Raw genomic sequence first — 16,823 nt, forward strand, 5'->3', positions numbered from 1 at the left:
TCGGATCACCCGGCAATTGAAGGACGGGCTGCGACTTTTGCGCGCCAGGCCTGGAGATTGGTCAGGGACTCGGGAATGTCAACCTTCGCGAAATCCGCAAACCCCAGGCCGGCAAAGGCGGTGATGTCTGCGACCGAGAAGCTGTCGCCTGCGAGAAACTCATTGTCCGCCAGAACGCTGTCAAGGTAGGCCATGGTTGCGCTGGCAATTTCTTTCTGTTTATTACCCCATTCAGCACACTGCCAGGTTTCCAGATCCGGACCAAGCCCCGGGGTCGCGTGATGGAAATAGGCACCCACGGCATTCATCAGACCGTTTTCTGCCCGCAGATTCATCATTGCGATACGGGCACGCTCCGCTGGGGTTGTACCCATAAGGGACGGACCATCAAAGACACCGTCGATATATTCAGTGATGGCATTGCACTGGGCGATGCAGGTGCCGTCGTCAAGTTCCAGCATGGGCACGGTGGCATCCGGGTTTTTCGTCTTGAACGCATCGGAACGGTGCTCCCCACCCATGACATCGACCGGGACGAATTCCACCTTATTCGTTGCGCCTTTTTCTGCCAGGGCGATGCGAACCCGTAGCGGGTTGGGAAAGCCTTCAGTGTCGTAAATTTTCATTGATTACCTCTGTTGGTCATTAAGCATACGACACGTAATTTACCTATCAGTAGGTAGGTGTGCAAGAGACAAATTGACGAGCCTGCTTTGTTTAGAACCGTTGACAAGGCATTCCAAACGGTGAGAACGGTCCAGGCCCTCCTTTCAGTAACACCGACGGGGGTTGCTCTGACATAGCCAGCGTTTCATTCAGGCCCGGATGAAACCCGAGCCTACTCCTTTGAGTTTATTATGTTTTATGGTCTAGGATTTCAGATTTCAGCTGCTTCAGAAGGTCTCTGGAGCTCTCATAATACAGGGTGTAGAACTGATCCAGATCAGCCAGCTTGGCAAGCGTTTGTTCATTGGTAATGGTTGCCTTGGCTTCGGCAATCACCTCCTTTCTGGCCTCGAGCCGTTTTATCTGCCCTTCCACCAAGGCAGCGTAAGGATGGGGACGAATCGCGAAAAAATCCTGGCGTTCACCCGGCATTGTTCGACGTTCAACAATGCCGAGTCTTTCAAGAAAGCACGTATTCGTACTGACGCTCGCCTTACTGACGCGCAACGTATCCACAAGCTGCGATGAGCTGACGGGACCATCCGACACGATAAGTGTCGCCCAAAGTTGGCCAGCGATGCGGGAAAAGCCTTCAGATTGAGCCTGAAGACCGAGGCGCTCAATAAAACGCCTGTCTGAATCAGTCAGTGTTTGCATAATCAGAAGATTGTAACGAACTCTGCCAACCCCCGCCCAGAGCTCGATACAAATTAACCGTTGACTGCAATTGATCACGCCGCGTTTCCACGAGATCAAGTTCGGTTGTAAACAGGCTTCGTTCAGCGTCCAGCACCTCCAGGTAACTGGACGCGCCCCCCTCAAAGCGCAATCGCGCAAGTTTAGTTGTGCTTCGCAGTGCTGCTACCTGCCGGGCCTGCGCTTCCAAGCGATCTTCGGTACCACGCACCCCGGCCATAGCGTCGAGCACCTCCCGAAACGCCACTTGAATGGCCTGACGATACGCAATCAGGGCCTGGCGTTGACGCGCCTCCGCCTGATTGACCAGTGCCTCGGAACGCCCAAAGTCCAGCAACGGGCCGACTAACGAGCCGCCCAACTGCCAAGTGGATGCGGAGCCCTGGAACAAGTCGCCACCGGAGGCACTTCGCAGGCCCAGCAGGCCCTCAAACGAAATCCTGGGCAGGAACGCCGCCCGGGCAACACCGATTTCGGCGTTGGCCGCTATCAACTCCTGTTCGGCTGCCGCAATGTCAGGTCGGCGGACCATCAGATCCGCCGGCCGGCCGGCAGGGACGCTGCCCGGAACATTCATCTCACCAATGGTATCCGCTACGGAAATATCACTCCGTACAATCTGTTGTGGATCTCGCCCCAGAAGCACTGCCAAGGCGTTTCGCTGAAGGGCGTGCTGCTGGCGAAGCCTCGGAAGTTCGGATTCAGCGGCTGCAAGCTCGGCTTCAGCCTGCCGCAGGACCAACTCGTTAACCTCGCCTCCTTCGGACCGGGCCCGTTGCAGGGCGACCGATTCGCGGCGGGATGACACGGTGCGTTCGGTGATGTCGATCTGACGATCAAGCGCACGCAAATTGAAGTAACCATTGGCTACCTCACCAATCACGGCTAGTCGCACGGCCTCGCGATTCGCTGCACTGGCCAGGAGACGCGCCCGGGCTGCTTCGCTGGCATTCGCAAGCCGCCCCCAAAGATCCAGCTCGTACGATAGCACCCCACCGACCTGGATATCGTTGAAGGGTTGACCACCACCAGCGCTGTTGACCACCTCCTCACTCGGCCCCTGGCGCACCGCAGAGCCCTCTACCTCCAGAAGCGGATATTGTTCCGCCTGCTGCCCGGTAAGGCGCGCCCGTGCTTCGGCGACCCTGGCAGCAGCAAGTTGCAGGTCGCTGTTGGCACCAAGCGCCTCTTCAACAAGGGTGACAAGCGCCGGATCGCCAAAGCCACGCCACCAATCCAGGGGGAGTTTCTCGTTCGCCGAAAGTCGTGCGGAAGACCAGTTTTCCGGCACCGACGGCTCGGGCTTCTCAACAATCGGCGCGAGTGAGCAGCCACCAAGTGACAACGCCATCACAGTGGCCAGCAATACCTTAACGGTCATCAGCCACACCTCCGTCTGCACGTCCGGGAGCGGCCGCAGCCGAGTCATCCTGGTCTCTGGAGCCACTCAGAAAATCCGTGATACGGCGGACCACCACATAGAACAGTGGAATAAAGAACGTCGCCAGTATCGTTGCCGAAATCATGCCGCCGAGAACCGCCGTTCCTATCGCAATACGCGTGGTTGCCCCGGCTCCACTGGCGAAAGCAAGCGGCAACACACCCATGCCGAAAGCAACCGATGTCATCAGAATCGGCCTCAAGCGCACTCGCGCCGCTTCCTTGGTTGCCTCAATCAGCTTCATTCCCTGCTCCTCGAGTGTTCGGGCGAACTCCACCAGAAGTATAGCGTTGCGCGCAGTCACACCAACGGTGGTCAGAATGCCAACCTGGAAGAAGACGTCGTTAGGAAGCCCGCGAACCATCGCTGCAAGTACCGCCCCGAGTACGCCCAAGGGCACCGCCAGCATCACGGAAATGGGTATGGTCCAACTTTCGTAGAGCGCGGCGAGCGCCAGAAACACCACCAGTGCCGACAGCGCGTAAAGCAGGGATGCCTGGGCACCAGCCTGGCGCTCCTGATAGGACAGGCCGCTCCAGGCGCCGGCCACACCGTCCGGGAGTTGAGCGATCAAACGTTCGACCTCCGCCATGGCCTCACCGGTACTGTACCCCGGTGCCGGCTCACCCTGAATCTGGCGGGACGGAACACCGTTGAAACGCTCAAGGCGCGGTGAGCCATACTCCCAGCGTCCGTTCGTCACTTCGCTCAACGGGGTCATCTCTCCATCAGCGGCTCGCAGATACCACGCCTCAAAATCCTCAGGCAGCATCCGGAAAGGGGCATCACCCTGAACATAGACTCGCTTGACCCGCCCCTCATGGAGAAAATCGTTAACGTATTGCGAGCCCCAGGTCACCGACAGAAGTCGACTGATCTCGGACAACTCTATGCCAAGGGCCTGTGCCTTTTCGTGATCAATGTCCACTTTGTAGCGGGGATTGTCCGCCAAACCGTTGGGACGCACACTCGTCAGCACGGGGCTTTCGGCCGCCAACTGCAGCAATTGACCTTGCGCTGCCATGAGTGCTTCATGCCCGATGGCACCCCGATCCTGTAAACGCAATTCAAAGCCCAGGGCCTGCCCCAATTCCGGTATCGGTGGCAAATTGAAAGCAAAAGCCCGCCCATCACGCACCAGCCCGGCAAGCGCCCGGTTCGCCCGCTGAATGATCGCGTCGGCGCTTTGCGTCTCGGGATCGCGCTCACTCCATGGCTTGAGATTGACGAACGCCAGTCCCGCGTTCTGCGCCCGGCCAGCGAAGCTGAAACCAGCGATTGTGAAGAGGCCCTGCACCTCATCCTGCTCCATGAAGTAATCTTCGATAACCTCAATGGTATCGATTGTGCGCTGCTGGGTCGCACCGGCGGGCAACTGATACTGCACCACGGCGAACCCCTGGTCTTCCGCGGGCAGGAACCCGCCGGGCAACCGCACAAAGAGAACGGCCACCAGGACGACGATGCCCAGGAACGCCAATGTGTAGAGCCAGGCGTGGCGCGCCGTATGGCCAACCAGCCGGACATAGCCCCGGGTCAGTCGCCCCAGGCCTGCCTCAAACCAGCCGAACAGTTTTTGCAGCAAGGTTCTTTCGTGCGTGGGCTTGAGGATCCGACCACACAGCATGGGGCTCAGAATCAGAGCCACCAGCACCGAAAGCACCATGGCACCAGCAATACTCAGGGAAAACTGCCGATAGATTGCCCCGGTGGAGCCCGGAAAGAAGGCCATCGGGATAAACACCGCAGACAACACCACGCCGATGCCAATCAGCGCGCTGGCTATCTGCCCCATGGACTTGCGCGTCGCCTCCATCGGGCTCAGGCCGTCCTCATGCATCACGCGCTCGACGTTCTCCACCACCACGATGGCGTCATCCACCAGAAGGCCGATTGCCAATACGAGACCGAAGAGAGTGAGCATGTTGATGGAAAAGCCGAAGGCCGCCATGATCGCAAAGGTGCCCAGCAGCACCACCGGGATTGCGATCGCTGGTATCAGGGTAGCCCGCCAACTCTGGAGAAATACGAGCATGACCAGGACCACCAGGGCGATTGCCTCGATGATGGTTGTGACCACCGCGTCGATGGAGGCCTCCACGAAAGGGGCCGTCTGGTAGGGGTACCGAATCTCCACCCCTTCGGGAAAATAGGGCTCGAGCTCCTGGAGCCGCGCTTTAACAGCCTCTGTGACCGCAAGCGAGTTGGCACCCGGCGCCAGATTGATGCCAAGGCCGGCAGCCGGCTCGCCATCGTAGAAAGTGTCAATCTGGACTGCACCGCCGCCCAGCTCAACGCGGGCAACATCCCCCAGGCGCACCCGGGACCCGTCGGGCATACTCTTGAGCAGGATGTTGCGGAACTCTTCGGTTGAGGTGAGCAAGGTCTGGGCGGTGACCGTGGCATTGAGCTGCTGGCCCTCGACTGCGGGCAGCCCGCCGAGCTGACCGGCGGTGACCTGGGCGTTTTGCGCCTCGATGGCGGCGCTCACGTCGGCGACGGTCAGGCCGTAATTGGTCAACGCCGAAGGGTCCAGCCAAACCCGCATCGCATATTCAGAGCCGAAAACCTGCACGCTGCCGATACCGGTTACCCGTCCAATGGGTTCGGCTAACTCGGAGCTGATAAAATCGGCGATATCCAGCTTGCTGAGGCGACCGTCGGTAGAGACGAATGCCATTACCATCAGAAAGCTGGTGCTGGATTTCTCGACGCTGATCCCCTGCTGGCGCACCACTTCCGGGAGTCGGGGTTCCGCCAGTTTGAGCTTGTTCTGTACCTGGACCTGGGCAATGTCCGGATCGGTGCCCGCCGCAAAGGTGAGAGTAACCGTAGCGTGGCCTGAGGAATCCGCTGTCGACCCCATATAGAGCAGATTGTCGAGGCCGGTCATGTCTTGTTCGATGACCTGAACCACCGTATTGGACACGGTGTCCGCCGAGGCGCCAGGATAATCGGCCTGAATTTCCACCGCCGGCGGCGCCACCGACGGGTATCGCTGGACCGGCAAAACAAAGATCGCCATGATACCCGCCAGCATGGCGACAATGGCCAGAACCCAGGAAAAAACGGGCCTGGAAATAAAGAAATTAATCATTGCGCGGGGCCCTCCTCTTTGGAGGCGTTCTTCTTCGGATTATTCGTGCCACTGGCTTGCTGGTTTTGGGTGGGATGTAATGGAATATCTGCGGCAACCGGCTTCACCTTGGCTCCTGGCCGAACCTTCTGCAGACCGGAGACGATGAGACGATCTCCCGGTTCCAACCCCTTCTCCACCAGCCAGAATGCACCAATGGCCCGCTCTGCCTCTAACTGGCGGGCGACAACTTCACCCTCCGGGTTGACCAGCAACGCGGTGGCCTCTCCTTGCGGATTACGGCTCACGCCCTGCTGCGGCGCCAGAATGGCGTTCTCCCGAACTCCCTCACTCAGACGAACGCGCACGTACATTCCAGGCAGAAGGTCTTCGTCCGGATTGGGGAAGACGGCTCTCACCGTGACAGAACTGGTGCTTTGGTTGACGGTTACATCCGTAACGTCAACGCGTCCCTTATGCGGATAGGGGGTGCCGTCTTCGCGCAACAAAACAGTCTCGGCTTCATTTGGGCCGGCCTTAGAAGCCGCGCCCTCCTTCAGAGACGACCGAATTCGAGCCAGTTTTTCGACCGGTAGCTGAATATCGACATACATGGGATCAAGCTGCACAACGCGCGCCAGGATCTGGGGTTGATTGGCGGTCACCAGCGCACCCTCCGTGTACAGTGTCGGGCCAATGCGCCCTGCGATGGGAGCCTTGACCTCGGTATACGCCAGCTCGATACCCGCCGTTTCGAGCATCGCCTCAGATCGGGAGACATCCGCCCGGGCTGCCTCCAAGGCCGATAGCGCTTCATCACGTTGACGCTTGCTGACCGCATTCTTCTCAAACAAGTCTGACGTACGTGCCCACTCCCGCTGCGCCTGTCGCAATTCGGCCTGTGCGCGCTCCAGTTCTGCTTGGGCCCGTTGATGGGCAGCACGGTATCGGTTGGAGTCGATCTGGTAGAGGACCTCACCTGCTTTTACCTGGGCGCCTTGTTCAAACAAGCGCTCCTGCAAAATGCCCGTGACTTGCGGCCTCACCTCCGAGATACGGTAAGCAGCGGTTCTGCCCGGCAGTTCCATTGAAAGATTCACACGCTGCGGCTGCACCTCAACAACGCCGACTTCTGGAGGCGGCGGCGCAGACCGTTCAGCCTTTGTCTGACCGGAGGAGTTGTCACAACCAGCCAGCAAAAGAACCGCCAACCACATGGGCAGCATGCGGGCCCCAAATAGACGCACCATCAAACTCTTCTCTGTTTCCATATAACTAACCTCTGAATGGGCCAAAGACTCAAAAACCGTTCGATCCATGCCTTCGTTTATAACCAGGTAGACAGAACGATCGATCCAAACTGATCGACGCCGTCCTTTTCCTCAAATTCTTCGCTTCGCCACAGGTAGGTGTAAGCGATCTGCCAGCGATCCCAGGTCAATGCCGCACCCACCTGGGCGTCGCCAACCCATTCGCGACTATCAACGGAGTGGCTGTCCTCGAAACTGTTGCCGTCGAGCAGCAGGTTGTGTGCCATATAGCGCCCTTCAACGGCAGCGAAGACGTACCAGCTAAAGCCCTGATCCCGCCGAAAAGAGGATTGCCCGCCTTGTGCAGGAGCGACTGACGGAATGCCGAAACTACGATCAAGCCCCTCTCCCAAACGAAACCCCAGGCCGCCGGAAGCGTAGGTATACAGGTTGCCGAGCGCAAACCCGGCAGACGGCCCATATTCAATGGTCAGCCCAGAGAAGTTTTGCTTCATAAACCAGGCACGTTCATAACCGAAATTGATAACTGGCTCGTTATCAAGCTGGTTATCCCAACCCCTCGGCTTGTCTGCCGCAATAAGTTCATGGAAATTTCGTTGACCCACCTCAGCGCCGGAGGCCGGGCCTACGATGCCCACGTCGATATGCAGGCTGTCTGCCAAACGCAAACCACCGTGTTCCCTTTCGCTTAGTAGCGAAATCCCACCAAACAAAAGGCCGGCATAGGGACGATCATCTTTAATAAGCGCTTCAACCTCTATATCTTCCGGCGTATACATCTGTTGTCCTAGCCGATATGTTGCGCCGGCAAGACTACTGCCAGACCAGCCTGGAATAACGTCCGCAAGACGGCGGCTCCAATGTCGATCAGGGGGCTCAAAAGCCCAGATCACCTCTACGCCGTTGGTATATTGACCATCGCCGCCGGCGGAAAACGCATCATTTTCTACTTTCAGGGACAGCAGGCCTTCAGCGGAAGCTGATGTCACAAGAGAACCCAGCAACAGACCTGAGCACCAATTCCGGTAACGCTTTCTGCAACATCCAGATTTCACTGAAGATTCCTCTGCCAAAGCTGGGTTGAACCGGATGTAAAAGAACTTGCTCCCGGATGCTGACATACCTTCCGTACGGCGACTTTTTGGTCGCCGGCCAGAAATGATGAGACGGCTGTCCGCACAACTTGTTCAATCTGTTCAGTATAAACTAAACGTAACACAAGTAATGATTGACAGCTAGCCGTGATGGAACTGTCCTGTGCCGGTGGAATGTGCGGAACGCTCCAGTTCTAATCTTGTCGCTCGCGCCTGAAAAATGTTTCGGGTTCAGGTATTTTTGAGGTTGGCAGAATTTTCCATAACCCGCTCAAAAACACGCAGGGCGACTTCCAGGTCGGTATTTTCAATGCCTTTCAGCATCTCCTCTCGCAAGACATTCGCCCGCTCATTCAGATCGCTCATAAAGTGCTCACCGGCATTGGTAAGATAAAGCAGCCTGGCGCGCCGATCACGCTCACTGGGCCGGCGCTCAATCAGACCCTGCTCCTCGAGGCTGTCAAGCAGGCGGACCAATGTCGGGTTCTCGATGGTCATCAAGCGGGCTAGCTCCCGCTGGGTCAATCCTCCACCACCACGCTGCAGGCAGATCATGGTGAACCAGCGAGCCTGGGTAACCCCCAGGTCTTTCAGGCGCTCATCCAGCAACTTGCGCCAACGTCTTGCTACCCGGGCATTGGTGAAAGGAAACTGATCTCGAGGGGTTTGTGGGTCCATCTAACTGTCCTGCTATTGACGATTCAGTAACAGTAAATCGCAAGCTAATCATATAGACAAGCGTCAGTTACACATTAGCCAGGTTTGCACCAGATCAATAGGCAACATCACGTGGATTCCGAGGCCAGCTAAGGAACTTCTCCTTCCACTGAGACAGGTAACTCCTCGCTTCTTCAGAGACCGGAGGCCCTCAGCGTATTGTCGCCCTGGCAGACACCCTTGCTGTCTGTCGTGACCGGCGACCGGCTTTTAAAAAGCTGGTGCCGAGCGCTCCACAACACCGTAGCATCTTCACTCGACACCAGCCGGGGCTTCGGCACGGCGTCTTCCAGGCAATCCGCATCCGCTAAGGTCAGTCCCCGGTCGAGTAGAGCCTGCAAGGCCGACAACAAGGCCAAGTTCCGCTTATCGGCCAGAATGGCATGAATTCGGGGGTTGGGTGACCAAAAAACCCGTAGTTCAATAGGTTGGGAGTGTTTTTCGGCTATTTTTCACGTTTGTCTGCCAACCCTCAACTGCTTTTGAGGGGCTGACAGGACGTCGCCCCCAATCAATCAAAGATTGGGAAGCACGCTATGAACGAACAAGAGGCAGACGCCGCCCCAAGCATCCACTATGACTCTGGTCGATCCATCATAATCCGGCACACCGTGAAACCCGGACACCGTGACCACTATGAAACCTGGCTCAGGCAGATTATTGCCGCCGCAGCCCAGTTTTCCGGGCACCAAGGCGTTCATGTGGTACGACCGCCCGAAGGGCATGACACCTTTGAAATCGCGGTGCGCTTCTCTCAACCCGAAGAAGCCGATACTTGGCTGAACTCGGATGTTCGGCGGGAATTGGTATCCGACATCGTTCCGGCGCTGGCCTCTGAAGAACAGGTAGAGATTCAGACCGGCATCGATTACTGGTTCACCCCACCCACGTCAAAAGCCAAACAGCCTACTCGCTGGAAGCAGTGGCTCATTACAACAGCGGTTATTTGGCCACTCACGTTGATCGTACCAATGGTCTTTCAGCCCATATTTGATCAACTTCCAGTGCTTGCGGTATGGGGTGTGCGGCATGGGTTGGTGGCAGCCGCTATCGTGGCACTGGTGGTCTATTTAATCATGCCCCGAGTGGTTCGACTCGTTGCAAACTGGCTATTTCGTTAGTCGACAGCGCTAGGGGCGGAGGTACAGAGCGATTTGCTATGGCAGTTTTGCTGTACGACCAGCGGGAAGATATGGTAAAGACCTGCGGCCTTTCGCACTTGTTTGGACACTAGGAAACATAACACTGAGGGAACTCACTATGACGCTGAAACTTCAAACAATCATCTGCAGCACGCGCCCTGGAAGGGTTGGTCCATCGATCGCTAAATGGTTCGACGAGTTCGCCAATGCCGACGGACGATTTGAGTCCGAGCTTATCGACCTGGCAGACTTTGAACTGCCGGTCTACAACGAACCAAATCATCCGCGGTTACAGAAATACGAGCATGATCATACCAAGGCGTGGTCAAAAAGCGTCGATGCAGCTGATGCGTACGTCTACGTTATCCCCGAGTACAACTATTGCCCTCCCCCTTCCTTCACAAACGCGCTGGATTACGTGTACACCGAGTGGAACTACAAGCCATGCGGCTTCGTGAGCTACGGTGGCGTATCCGGAGGCCTGCGCTCGGCGCAACTCGCAAAACAGTTGGTAACGACACTGAAGATGATGCCAATGATGGAGGGTGTGATGGTTCAAATGCCCTGGAATCTGCTGGATGAAAATAAGGGGTTCCAGGCAAGTGAGCACCACGAAGGTTCCGGGAAAGCGATGCTCGAGGAGTTGGAGAAATGGGCTCGGGCCTTACAGTCGATCCGAAAACGGTAAGACCCTCACCACATTCTGATTGGGGACACTCGTATCGATAAGATTCTTTAGCTCTTTGCGCGGAAAGCGTTCACGACGAGCAACTATAGTGTGACGAGCCACCGACCTCAAAGAGCTCCGGTGGTTTCAGCCTGTAGTATTTGTTCTCTATACTCTCCGTTTGCTCGGCGTATGGCTGAGTCATTACGTCCTGCAGTTCTCTCAGCAACGCGTAGTTCCCCGCTGCCGCTTGCTGATACGCAGGCACAACGAACCACTCCCTCAAACTGTACTTTGGGTTAACGAGCTTCATCCGACTGGATAGCTCCTCACGCGTGGCAGGTTGAATGAGCGATTTCCAATGTATGAGCCACGCTGACCAACGCTTGTCTAGCCCTTCTGGATCTGCAGCATAGGTCGGGCCTTTGTAGAAGCTTTTCTTGAGTGGCTCAATGTCGTCTGGCAACGATGAGAGTTCCCGGAAGAACATCGTGTAATCAACAGGCGTTTGCATCATCAGCGTTGCCAGCTCGCGGAATAAAGCCTCGTCAAACGCGTCGAGTCCGAGTTTGGCCGCCCACATCGTCTCCATTTTCGCCTGCATCACCTTTGGAAAATCACTTTGAATGTCCTCCAGCTGCTGCAGACCGTCTGGATGCTCTGCCAACAAAGGCCGAACAGCCGAACAGAACGAGTGGAAATTGCGTTCGGCCGCTGCTGGTTGGTTGAGGAACGCGAAGTGATTTCCGCCACCAGTCCATGGCTGGTACTGCGGATCAAACACATCGCAGAACCCGAAGGGTCCATAGTCGAGCGTGAAGCCGCCCGCGGCACAGTTATCGCTATTGAAGTTACCCTGGCAGTAGCCAACGCGGATCCAGTTGGCGACAAGCGATGTCAGTCGGCTGCGGAACTCATGTGCAAGTGACACCACTTTTTGGGCCGTGGTCAGTGACCGGTCGATAACGTCATCGTACTCGCGATCAATCAGGTGCAAGACGATCTTCTCGAGCTCCTCCATCGCCTGCGGGTGTTCCTGCTTGCGGGCACGACGACTGAATAGCTCGAGTTGCCCTACCCGGATGAACGACGGTGCAACACGCGTCGAGATGGCCACCGGCTCGGATACAAGAATATCGGGATCTATCGAGCGTGAACCCTCTGAATACCAGGGGCGCCTGACTTTTTCGGTTTTCGACACATACAGACTCAGAGACCGCGACGTGGGCACACCGAGCGCGTGCATATGCTCCTGGGCCAGGAACTCCCGCACACTCGACCGCAGAACCGCCCGGCCGTCTGCGCCGCGGCAGTAGGGCGTGCGCCCTGCCCCTTTCAACTGCATTTCCCAGCGCTGGCCGTTGACGACGGCTTCCAGCACCGAAATCGCGCGACCGTCACCGTATCCGTTTCCGGTCTGGAACGGGCATTGCTGGTAGAACTCGTTGCCGTAAATCGAAAGTGCGTAGCCACACGCCCACCCGACCTTGCTCAAAGGCTCAGGAACATGCGACAAGTCTCCAGAGAACATGCGGAGGAAGTCGCTGGACTGCGCCATGCTGTCGGCGAAACCGAGCTCGTGAAACAGGTTTTTCCCATGCGCGACGTATTCGGGGTTTTCGATTGGCGTGGGATTCACCGGAACATAGTGGCCCGAGAAGACTTGTCGTGGCGCGTGATCAGCTCCGTTTGCTTTCCCTTCAGGGTCGCAGTTGAGCGTGTTCATGAATGAATAGTCTGCCAACGTTGCGAGATCGTCGAGGGTCGCGACCGTTGTGGGCGTTTCCCGGTGACGTCGCGTTATCATAGGGGCTCCTCTGGAGTTGGTTCGAGTATGAGCAACATTGTGACATTTAACCGCTCGGCTGTCTGGCAAGCTCCTTCAGTGCCCTCATGGCCTCATCGATTCTATCGCTGGGCACAAACATATGGTCGTGATAGAACCCCGCGATGACGTTGGTGGTAATGCCCCGTTCCGCAAGCAGGCTTGTGACCACGGATGTGAGCCCCAGAGCTTCAAGACTGGAGTGGCCCTCGAGGGTGATACGACGGAAGACTCTGTAATAGTCCAGGCCCTCGGCTTTGGCCTGCTCAAGAGGAATAACCAGGGTAAGACCTTCCAGTTCGGCAATACTGACAATGGGTTTGAGCTTTTCCAACTCGCCATACGTTGCTTTAGCCACTGTGCAATAGACATAGGACGTCGAATCCAGTGTTGGCGAGAGCTGTTTGATCAAATCCTGGAGGAACTGTGTTCGCATCATCTCTAACTGTCCTTCAGCCGAATGTTGTTGTGGTTAAAATGAAAACTTAGCACTTTCTGTGGTTCTCCACTCACTTCGAACTCACTTTCCCGCTAATCCACGAAACAAACGCACGAACCTTATCGGTACGAAATTTTGCTTCTGGCGCAACGAGGTAGTACTGATATTCCGCCGGCACCGAAATATCTATTGGACACTGAAGCAAGCCTGTTTTAAGAAGGTCGGCGACGAGGCTGTATCGCATTAATGCAATGCCTCGGCCGGCCAGGACTGCTTCTACGAGCGTTGTCCCTTCTGTCACTCGAAGTGTTATGGAGCTGTCAGGTATTTCGATGCCAAGCTCTTCCTGAAACGCCCTCCACGAGCTTTCCATGTCGATTGATTCATCAACAAGCCAGGGTAACCCAGCTAAGCGTTCTGGCGTCACGGGTTCGTTATCGATAAGCCTGCTGTGACATACCGGCAGAAGTTTTTCCTCCAGCAAGGGCTTGGACTGAAGCCCGGGGTAATCACCATTGCCGAAACAGACCGCCAGGTCGACACCATCACCCTGAAAATCGACCAAATGAAGATTGGGCTGCAGGCTTATCCTGATTTGCGGGTAAGCTTTCTGAAACGAATCGATCCGGGGAACAAGCCATCGGCTGGCAAAAGACGGCACCGTTGCCACAGTTAAGTGTACGGGATCAGAATCCGGCGCAAACAGCGCAATGCGAGGGTCGGCAACGATTCTGACGAAATCCTCCAAAATGTGCCTTAACCTATTGTATTTAAATTATTTTGGCGTTGTAGCTCATGGGTGAAACCTGCCGTTCAAAATCAAGCGTATAATCGCCAAATCGGTTGATATGGTCCGTGCGGTATGGGGCCAATCCTTTGAGAATATCGTGATCAATATGATGGCCGCGATCCTTGAGATCTTTAAGGGTTAACGTCATCGACTCCACATTGTGAAGAATGACCAGGTTGGCCACCAAGTGGTTATATTTGATCACCTTCCGTTGCTCGTGGCGGATATTCTCGGCGATCACCCCCTCGCCGCCGAAAAATAGCCATTTTACGAACTGGTTGAACTCCTCCGTTTTGTTCGTCTCCGCATGAATGGTTCGCCGCAACTCCACGCTGCCAATGTAGTCCAGAAGAAAGGTTGTCCGAACTACCCGCCCCAGTTCCCGGAAAGCAAAGTAGAGTTTATTCTTGAGGCTTGCGGTACCTAAACGTCGCAATACCGTGGACGGTGCTATTTTCCCTGCCTTTATCGATAGCGCCACCCGGAGCATGTCGGGCACATGGGTTTCGATCAGTTGCCAGTTAATGGTTTCGCTGAACAAGGCATTGATGTGCTCATACCGTTGGCGTTTGTCAGGCTTGTAGAACACCAGCTGCTTCAGATTCCGGATGCGGGGCATCAGGTTGATACCCAGCAGGTAAGCCAACCCGAAGACGGGCGCACTTTGCGCCTGAGTATCGCCATGCAAGGTGTCAGGCTGGATATCGGAATCGTTTTTGATCAGCCCGTCAAGGATGTAAATGGCCTCATAAACGCCGCAAGGGATGAAGTGGCTGAACAGCGCGATGTATTTGTCGGAGACGTGGTAGTAGCCCACCCCGCCGTAGCCACCGTACCGTATGTGGTATTCCGATAGCAGATTCTGTTCGTACAGATTCCATTTTGTGCCATCGGCGGCAGCCCGCTGGCCAGTTCCCCAGTGTCGCGGCAGCCGGTAGCGGTTGTAGGCATTGATAACCTGCACAATGGCCTGCTCCAAGCGCTCTTCGGTGACGTGCCGCAGGTTGAGCCAGGACACCTGCCGGCGATTAAGTGTCGTGATGGATCGGGCGGTCTGAGTTGGCCCGAGATTGCAGCCATAGCAAAACAAGGTCGAAACAAAGCGGGTACGTGGGTCTTCCAGCTTGCTCTCAAAACCGGAAAGTGGTCCAAAGCGTTTGTGGAGCCCCAGCCATTTTTCGGCTTCCACCAGGATGTCGAGAATATTCTTTTCGGGCAAATTCTGGGATAACTGTTTGTCAATTTCGGCCAGCCCATCGGGAGGCGCTGTGCGACGGTGCTTCCGGATCACCAGCTCTTCACCATTGAAGACGGCGTATTCATTCTCCGGGAAGTTACGGTCAATGCGGTCCGCCGTTTCGCTCAAGCGTGAGCGGGCCTGCGCCACAAAAGCGGCTGGGTCGGATGCGATATCAACCATCGCACTGTAGTCCGCTATTTGGGCATCATAGACACTCCAATCCACGAGCTGATCGCGGTAGTCGCTGTACTGGTCGCTATTCGCGACCGCGAGATCGCCGGAAATCAGTTCACGCTTCACCTGCGTTAGTACGCCCAGCTCGAAATACTTCCGGTAGACCATACCGGGCAGTAGCTGGCTTGACCCGGACCCCAATATGAGACGGCGCCAACGCTCCGGTAGCCAGGACACGTCGACGGGTTGAGTGCTGAGCACAAGGCATTCCTTGCGGCTGTGCCGGTGCTTTTTCAGAGTCGCAATCGCCTCAATCAAGGATTGATCGTGGCTGGTTGCCGTCAGATCCAGTAGTTCAAGGCAATTGAATAGCAGGGGGCGTAACGGGCGATAGGGTTGCAGCATAAACGGGATGAAGTTATTGCCAGCATAGGCCATGTGTTCCTCACACTCGGCCAGTAATTCATCAGGGTCGCTCTGGATGGCAGCCGCCACTCGGGCACCTCGCTCGGAATCCGTCGGCGCTTCCTGAACGGCGGTCAGCACGTCACGCAGTTGAGCGACCAGTTTGTCCATCCGTTTCATGTGATCCAGATGATACTGGTTCAGGTTGGCTTCCGCCTTAGTCTTGATGTTGCGCATCTTGCGGACAAAGATGTCGACGGCATCGTCCATTGCGCGACGCAATTGGGCATGGACCAACAGAATCATCAAGGCATAGCGTTTGGTGCTTTGCATAGCCTTGATGTTGGCCGCGCCAAGCGCTCGTGCTTCCAGTATGAAGTGGTGATACTTGGCGGCTGGAATGTGATCAACAGCGGGCAATCGTTGACACCAGCCCTGAAGCCATTCCAGGTGCTGAAGATACTTCTTCACTTCCGTATTGGTCGGCTTTTTGGGTTCCTGTTTCAGTTTATGCCAACTGGTATGAGATGAATCGTCTGGCACTTGCAGCAGCCGGTCAAATTCCTGTTTTTGCTGCGCCGTCAAACCCGCACTGAGCGTCCGAAAGTAACCTGTATTAACCGTGCTGCGAGCCTGACGCGCGGACCGTTGCAGCGTTGAAAAACCCGGCAGTTCAAAACGCTGGCGCACCAGCTCTTCGATCACCACATTGATAATGTCCGCCAGATCTTGCTTGGTGGTTGCCGCTTCACGCGCCAAGTCCCTCACGATAGCCTTGCCTTCGACGGTAAACGCCTTGATGCCCACCTGTTGACGAATCGCGTCCAACATCCGCTGACGGGCGCCACCATTGCGGTCGTATTCCCTGAGCTGGCTCAATGGGACGGGTAAAAGGTCGTCGCAGGCCAGGATATGCGCTGTGATGGGCCGCGGGACCGTTTTGAGATTCACGAAGTAGCCTAAGCGCTGAACCGTTTTCAGGAGAATTAACAAGGCACCACGAGCAGCCGGTGTTCGGCCGTGCTTTCTGGCAAAGGCACATTCTTTGGCGGTGGGTGTATAGATTTCCGCCAGTTCCTGTTCAGAGACGTCCGCCTTCAATCGCGGATAGGCGGTTTCGTGGAGGCCACTCATGTACGGACCTTTTCTATCAGTGCCCCATGATGAGGTCTTTCCGATT

At 56.1% G+C, this 16,823-nt stretch carries 14 protein-coding genes; 2 read left to right on the forward strand and 12 right to left on the reverse strand.

Annotated features, from left to right (window positions below; translation table 11 throughout):
* Positions 1 to 5: 5 nt before the first annotated feature.
* From R1T46_RS14375 to R1T46_RS14410, 8 genes are all read right to left on the reverse strand, one after another.
* Positions 6 to 626, reverse strand: coding sequence for a glutathione S-transferase family protein (locus R1T46_RS14375; RefSeq protein ID WP_104417610.1), 621 nt, complete (start codon positions 624 to 626; stop codon positions 6 to 8).
* A gap of 229 nt (positions 627 to 855) precedes the next feature.
* Entirely contained in the window at positions 856 to 1,323 is a 468-nt protein-coding gene (locus R1T46_RS14380) for a GbsR/MarR family transcriptional regulator (RefSeq protein WP_213480041.1), read from the reverse strand.
* Positions 1,307 to 2,743, reverse strand: a complete 1,437-nt coding sequence (locus R1T46_RS14385) for an efflux transporter outer membrane subunit (protein ID WP_213480040.1) — start codon at positions 2,741 to 2,743, stop codon at positions 1,307 to 1,309. Before R1T46_RS14385 ends, R1T46_RS14380 begins: the two co-directional genes overlap by 17 nt.
* Positions 2,733 to 5,900 carry an efflux RND transporter permease subunit gene (locus tag R1T46_RS14390; protein ID WP_317305896.1) on the reverse strand — a complete coding sequence of 1,056 codons (3,168 nt, stop codon included), beginning with the start codon at positions 5,898 to 5,900 and terminating at the stop codon, positions 2,733 to 2,735. Before R1T46_RS14390 ends, R1T46_RS14385 begins: the two co-directional genes overlap by 11 nt.
* A complete protein-coding gene (locus R1T46_RS14395; protein WP_407070127.1) occupies positions 5,897 to 7,129 on the reverse strand; it encodes an efflux RND transporter periplasmic adaptor subunit in 1,233 nt (410 codons plus the stop codon). The genes R1T46_RS14390 and R1T46_RS14395 overlap by 4 nt, the downstream gene beginning before the upstream one ends.
* 77 nt (positions 7,130 to 7,206) lie before the next feature.
* Positions 7,207 to 8,205: a lipid A deacylase LpxR family protein gene (locus R1T46_RS14400; protein WP_064227903.1), complete on the reverse strand. Its 999-nt coding sequence runs from the start codon at positions 8,203 to 8,205 to the stop codon at positions 7,207 to 7,209.
* Between the two features lie 270 nt (positions 8,206 to 8,475).
* The gene (locus tag R1T46_RS14405) at positions 8,476 to 8,922 is read right to left on the reverse strand and encodes a MarR family transcriptional regulator (protein ID WP_064227879.1); all 447 of its coding nucleotides are present in this window, start codon (positions 8,920 to 8,922) and stop codon (positions 8,476 to 8,478) included.
* Between the two features lie 173 nt (positions 8,923 to 9,095).
* Positions 9,096 to 9,314, reverse strand: coding sequence for a hypothetical protein (locus R1T46_RS14410; protein ID WP_317305897.1), 219 nt, complete (start codon positions 9,312 to 9,314; stop codon positions 9,096 to 9,098).
* A 183-nt stretch (positions 9,315 to 9,497) separates the two neighbouring features.
* On the opposite strand from R1T46_RS14410, the gene R1T46_RS14415 reads away from it, so the two are divergent.
* Together R1T46_RS14415 and R1T46_RS14420 are read left to right on the forward strand one after the other, a co-directional pair.
* Positions 9,498 to 10,082 (forward strand): antibiotic biosynthesis monooxygenase, encoded by a 585-nt coding sequence (locus tag R1T46_RS14415; protein ID WP_317305898.1) that lies wholly within the window; start codon positions 9,498 to 9,500, stop codon positions 10,080 to 10,082.
* A gap of 139 nt (positions 10,083 to 10,221) precedes the next feature.
* Complete coding sequence (locus R1T46_RS14420) at positions 10,222 to 10,791, forward strand: NAD(P)H-dependent oxidoreductase (RefSeq protein ID WP_317305899.1); 570 nt, start codon at positions 10,222 to 10,224, stop codon at positions 10,789 to 10,791.
* Positions 10,792 to 10,861: 70 nt separating this feature from the next.
* On the opposite strand, the gene R1T46_RS14425 is transcribed toward R1T46_RS14420, so the two are convergent.
* From R1T46_RS14425 to R1T46_RS14440, 4 genes are all read right to left on the reverse strand, one after another.
* Positions 10,862 to 12,577 (reverse strand): protein adenylyltransferase SelO, encoded by a 1,716-nt coding sequence (locus tag R1T46_RS14425; RefSeq protein ID WP_317305900.1) that lies wholly within the window; start codon positions 12,575 to 12,577, stop codon positions 10,862 to 10,864.
* Between the two features lie 46 nt (positions 12,578 to 12,623).
* The gene (locus R1T46_RS14430) at positions 12,624 to 13,034 is read right to left on the reverse strand and encodes an ACT domain-containing protein (RefSeq protein ID WP_317305901.1); all 411 of its coding nucleotides are present in this window, start codon (positions 13,032 to 13,034) and stop codon (positions 12,624 to 12,626) included.
* A gap of 70 nt (positions 13,035 to 13,104) precedes the next feature.
* Positions 13,105 to 13,782, reverse strand: coding sequence for a LysR substrate-binding domain-containing protein (locus tag R1T46_RS14435; protein ID WP_317305902.1), 678 nt, complete (start codon positions 13,780 to 13,782; stop codon positions 13,105 to 13,107).
* A gap of 22 nt (positions 13,783 to 13,804) precedes the next feature.
* A complete protein-coding gene (locus R1T46_RS14440; protein WP_273681880.1) occupies positions 13,805 to 16,777 on the reverse strand; it encodes a Tn3 family transposase in 2,973 nt (990 codons plus the stop codon).
* Positions 16,778 to 16,823: the final 46 nt, after the last annotated feature.

This window comes from Marinobacter salarius (genome assembly GCF_032922745.1).
Classification (GTDB): Bacteria; Pseudomonadota; Gammaproteobacteria; order Pseudomonadales; family Oleiphilaceae; genus Marinobacter.

Bases quoted from the DNA above. Each gene is read 5' to 3' on its own strand.
- R1T46_RS14375 (WP_104417610.1), bottom strand. From the start codon at position 626: ATGAAAATTTACGACACTGAAGGCTTTCCCAACCCGCTACGGGTTCGC.
- R1T46_RS14380 (WP_213480041.1), bottom strand. From the start codon at position 1,323: ATGCAAACACTGACTGATTCAGACAGGCGTTTTATTGAGCGCCTCGGT.
- R1T46_RS14385 (WP_213480040.1), bottom strand. From the start codon at position 2,743: ATGACCGTTAAGGTATTGCTGGCCACTGTGATGGCGTTGTCACTTGGT.
- R1T46_RS14390 (WP_317305896.1), bottom strand. From the start codon at position 5,900: ATGATTAATTTCTTTATTTCCAGGCCCGTTTTTTCCTGGGTTCTGGCC.
- R1T46_RS14395 (WP_407070127.1), bottom strand. From the start codon at position 7,129: ATGGTGCGTCTATTTGGGGCCCGCATGCTGCCCATGTGGTTGGCGGTT.
- R1T46_RS14405 (WP_064227879.1), bottom strand. From the start codon at position 8,922: ATGGACCCACAAACCCCTCGAGATCAGTTTCCTTTCACCAATGCCCGG.
- R1T46_RS14415 (WP_317305898.1), top strand. From the start codon at position 9,498: ATGAACGAACAAGAGGCAGACGCCGCCCCAAGCATCCACTATGACTCT.
- R1T46_RS14420 (WP_317305899.1), top strand. From the start codon at position 10,222: ATGACGCTGAAACTTCAAACAATCATCTGCAGCACGCGCCCTGGAAGG.
- R1T46_RS14425 (WP_317305900.1), bottom strand. From the start codon at position 12,577: ATGATAACGCGACGTCACCGGGAAACGCCCACAACGGTCGCGACCCTC.
- R1T46_RS14430 (WP_317305901.1), bottom strand. From the start codon at position 13,034: ATGATGCGAACACAGTTCCTCCAGGATTTGATCAAACAGCTCTCGCCA.
- R1T46_RS14440 (WP_273681880.1), bottom strand. From the start codon at position 16,777: ATGAGTGGCCTCCACGAAACCGCCTATCCGCGATTGAAGGCGGACGTC.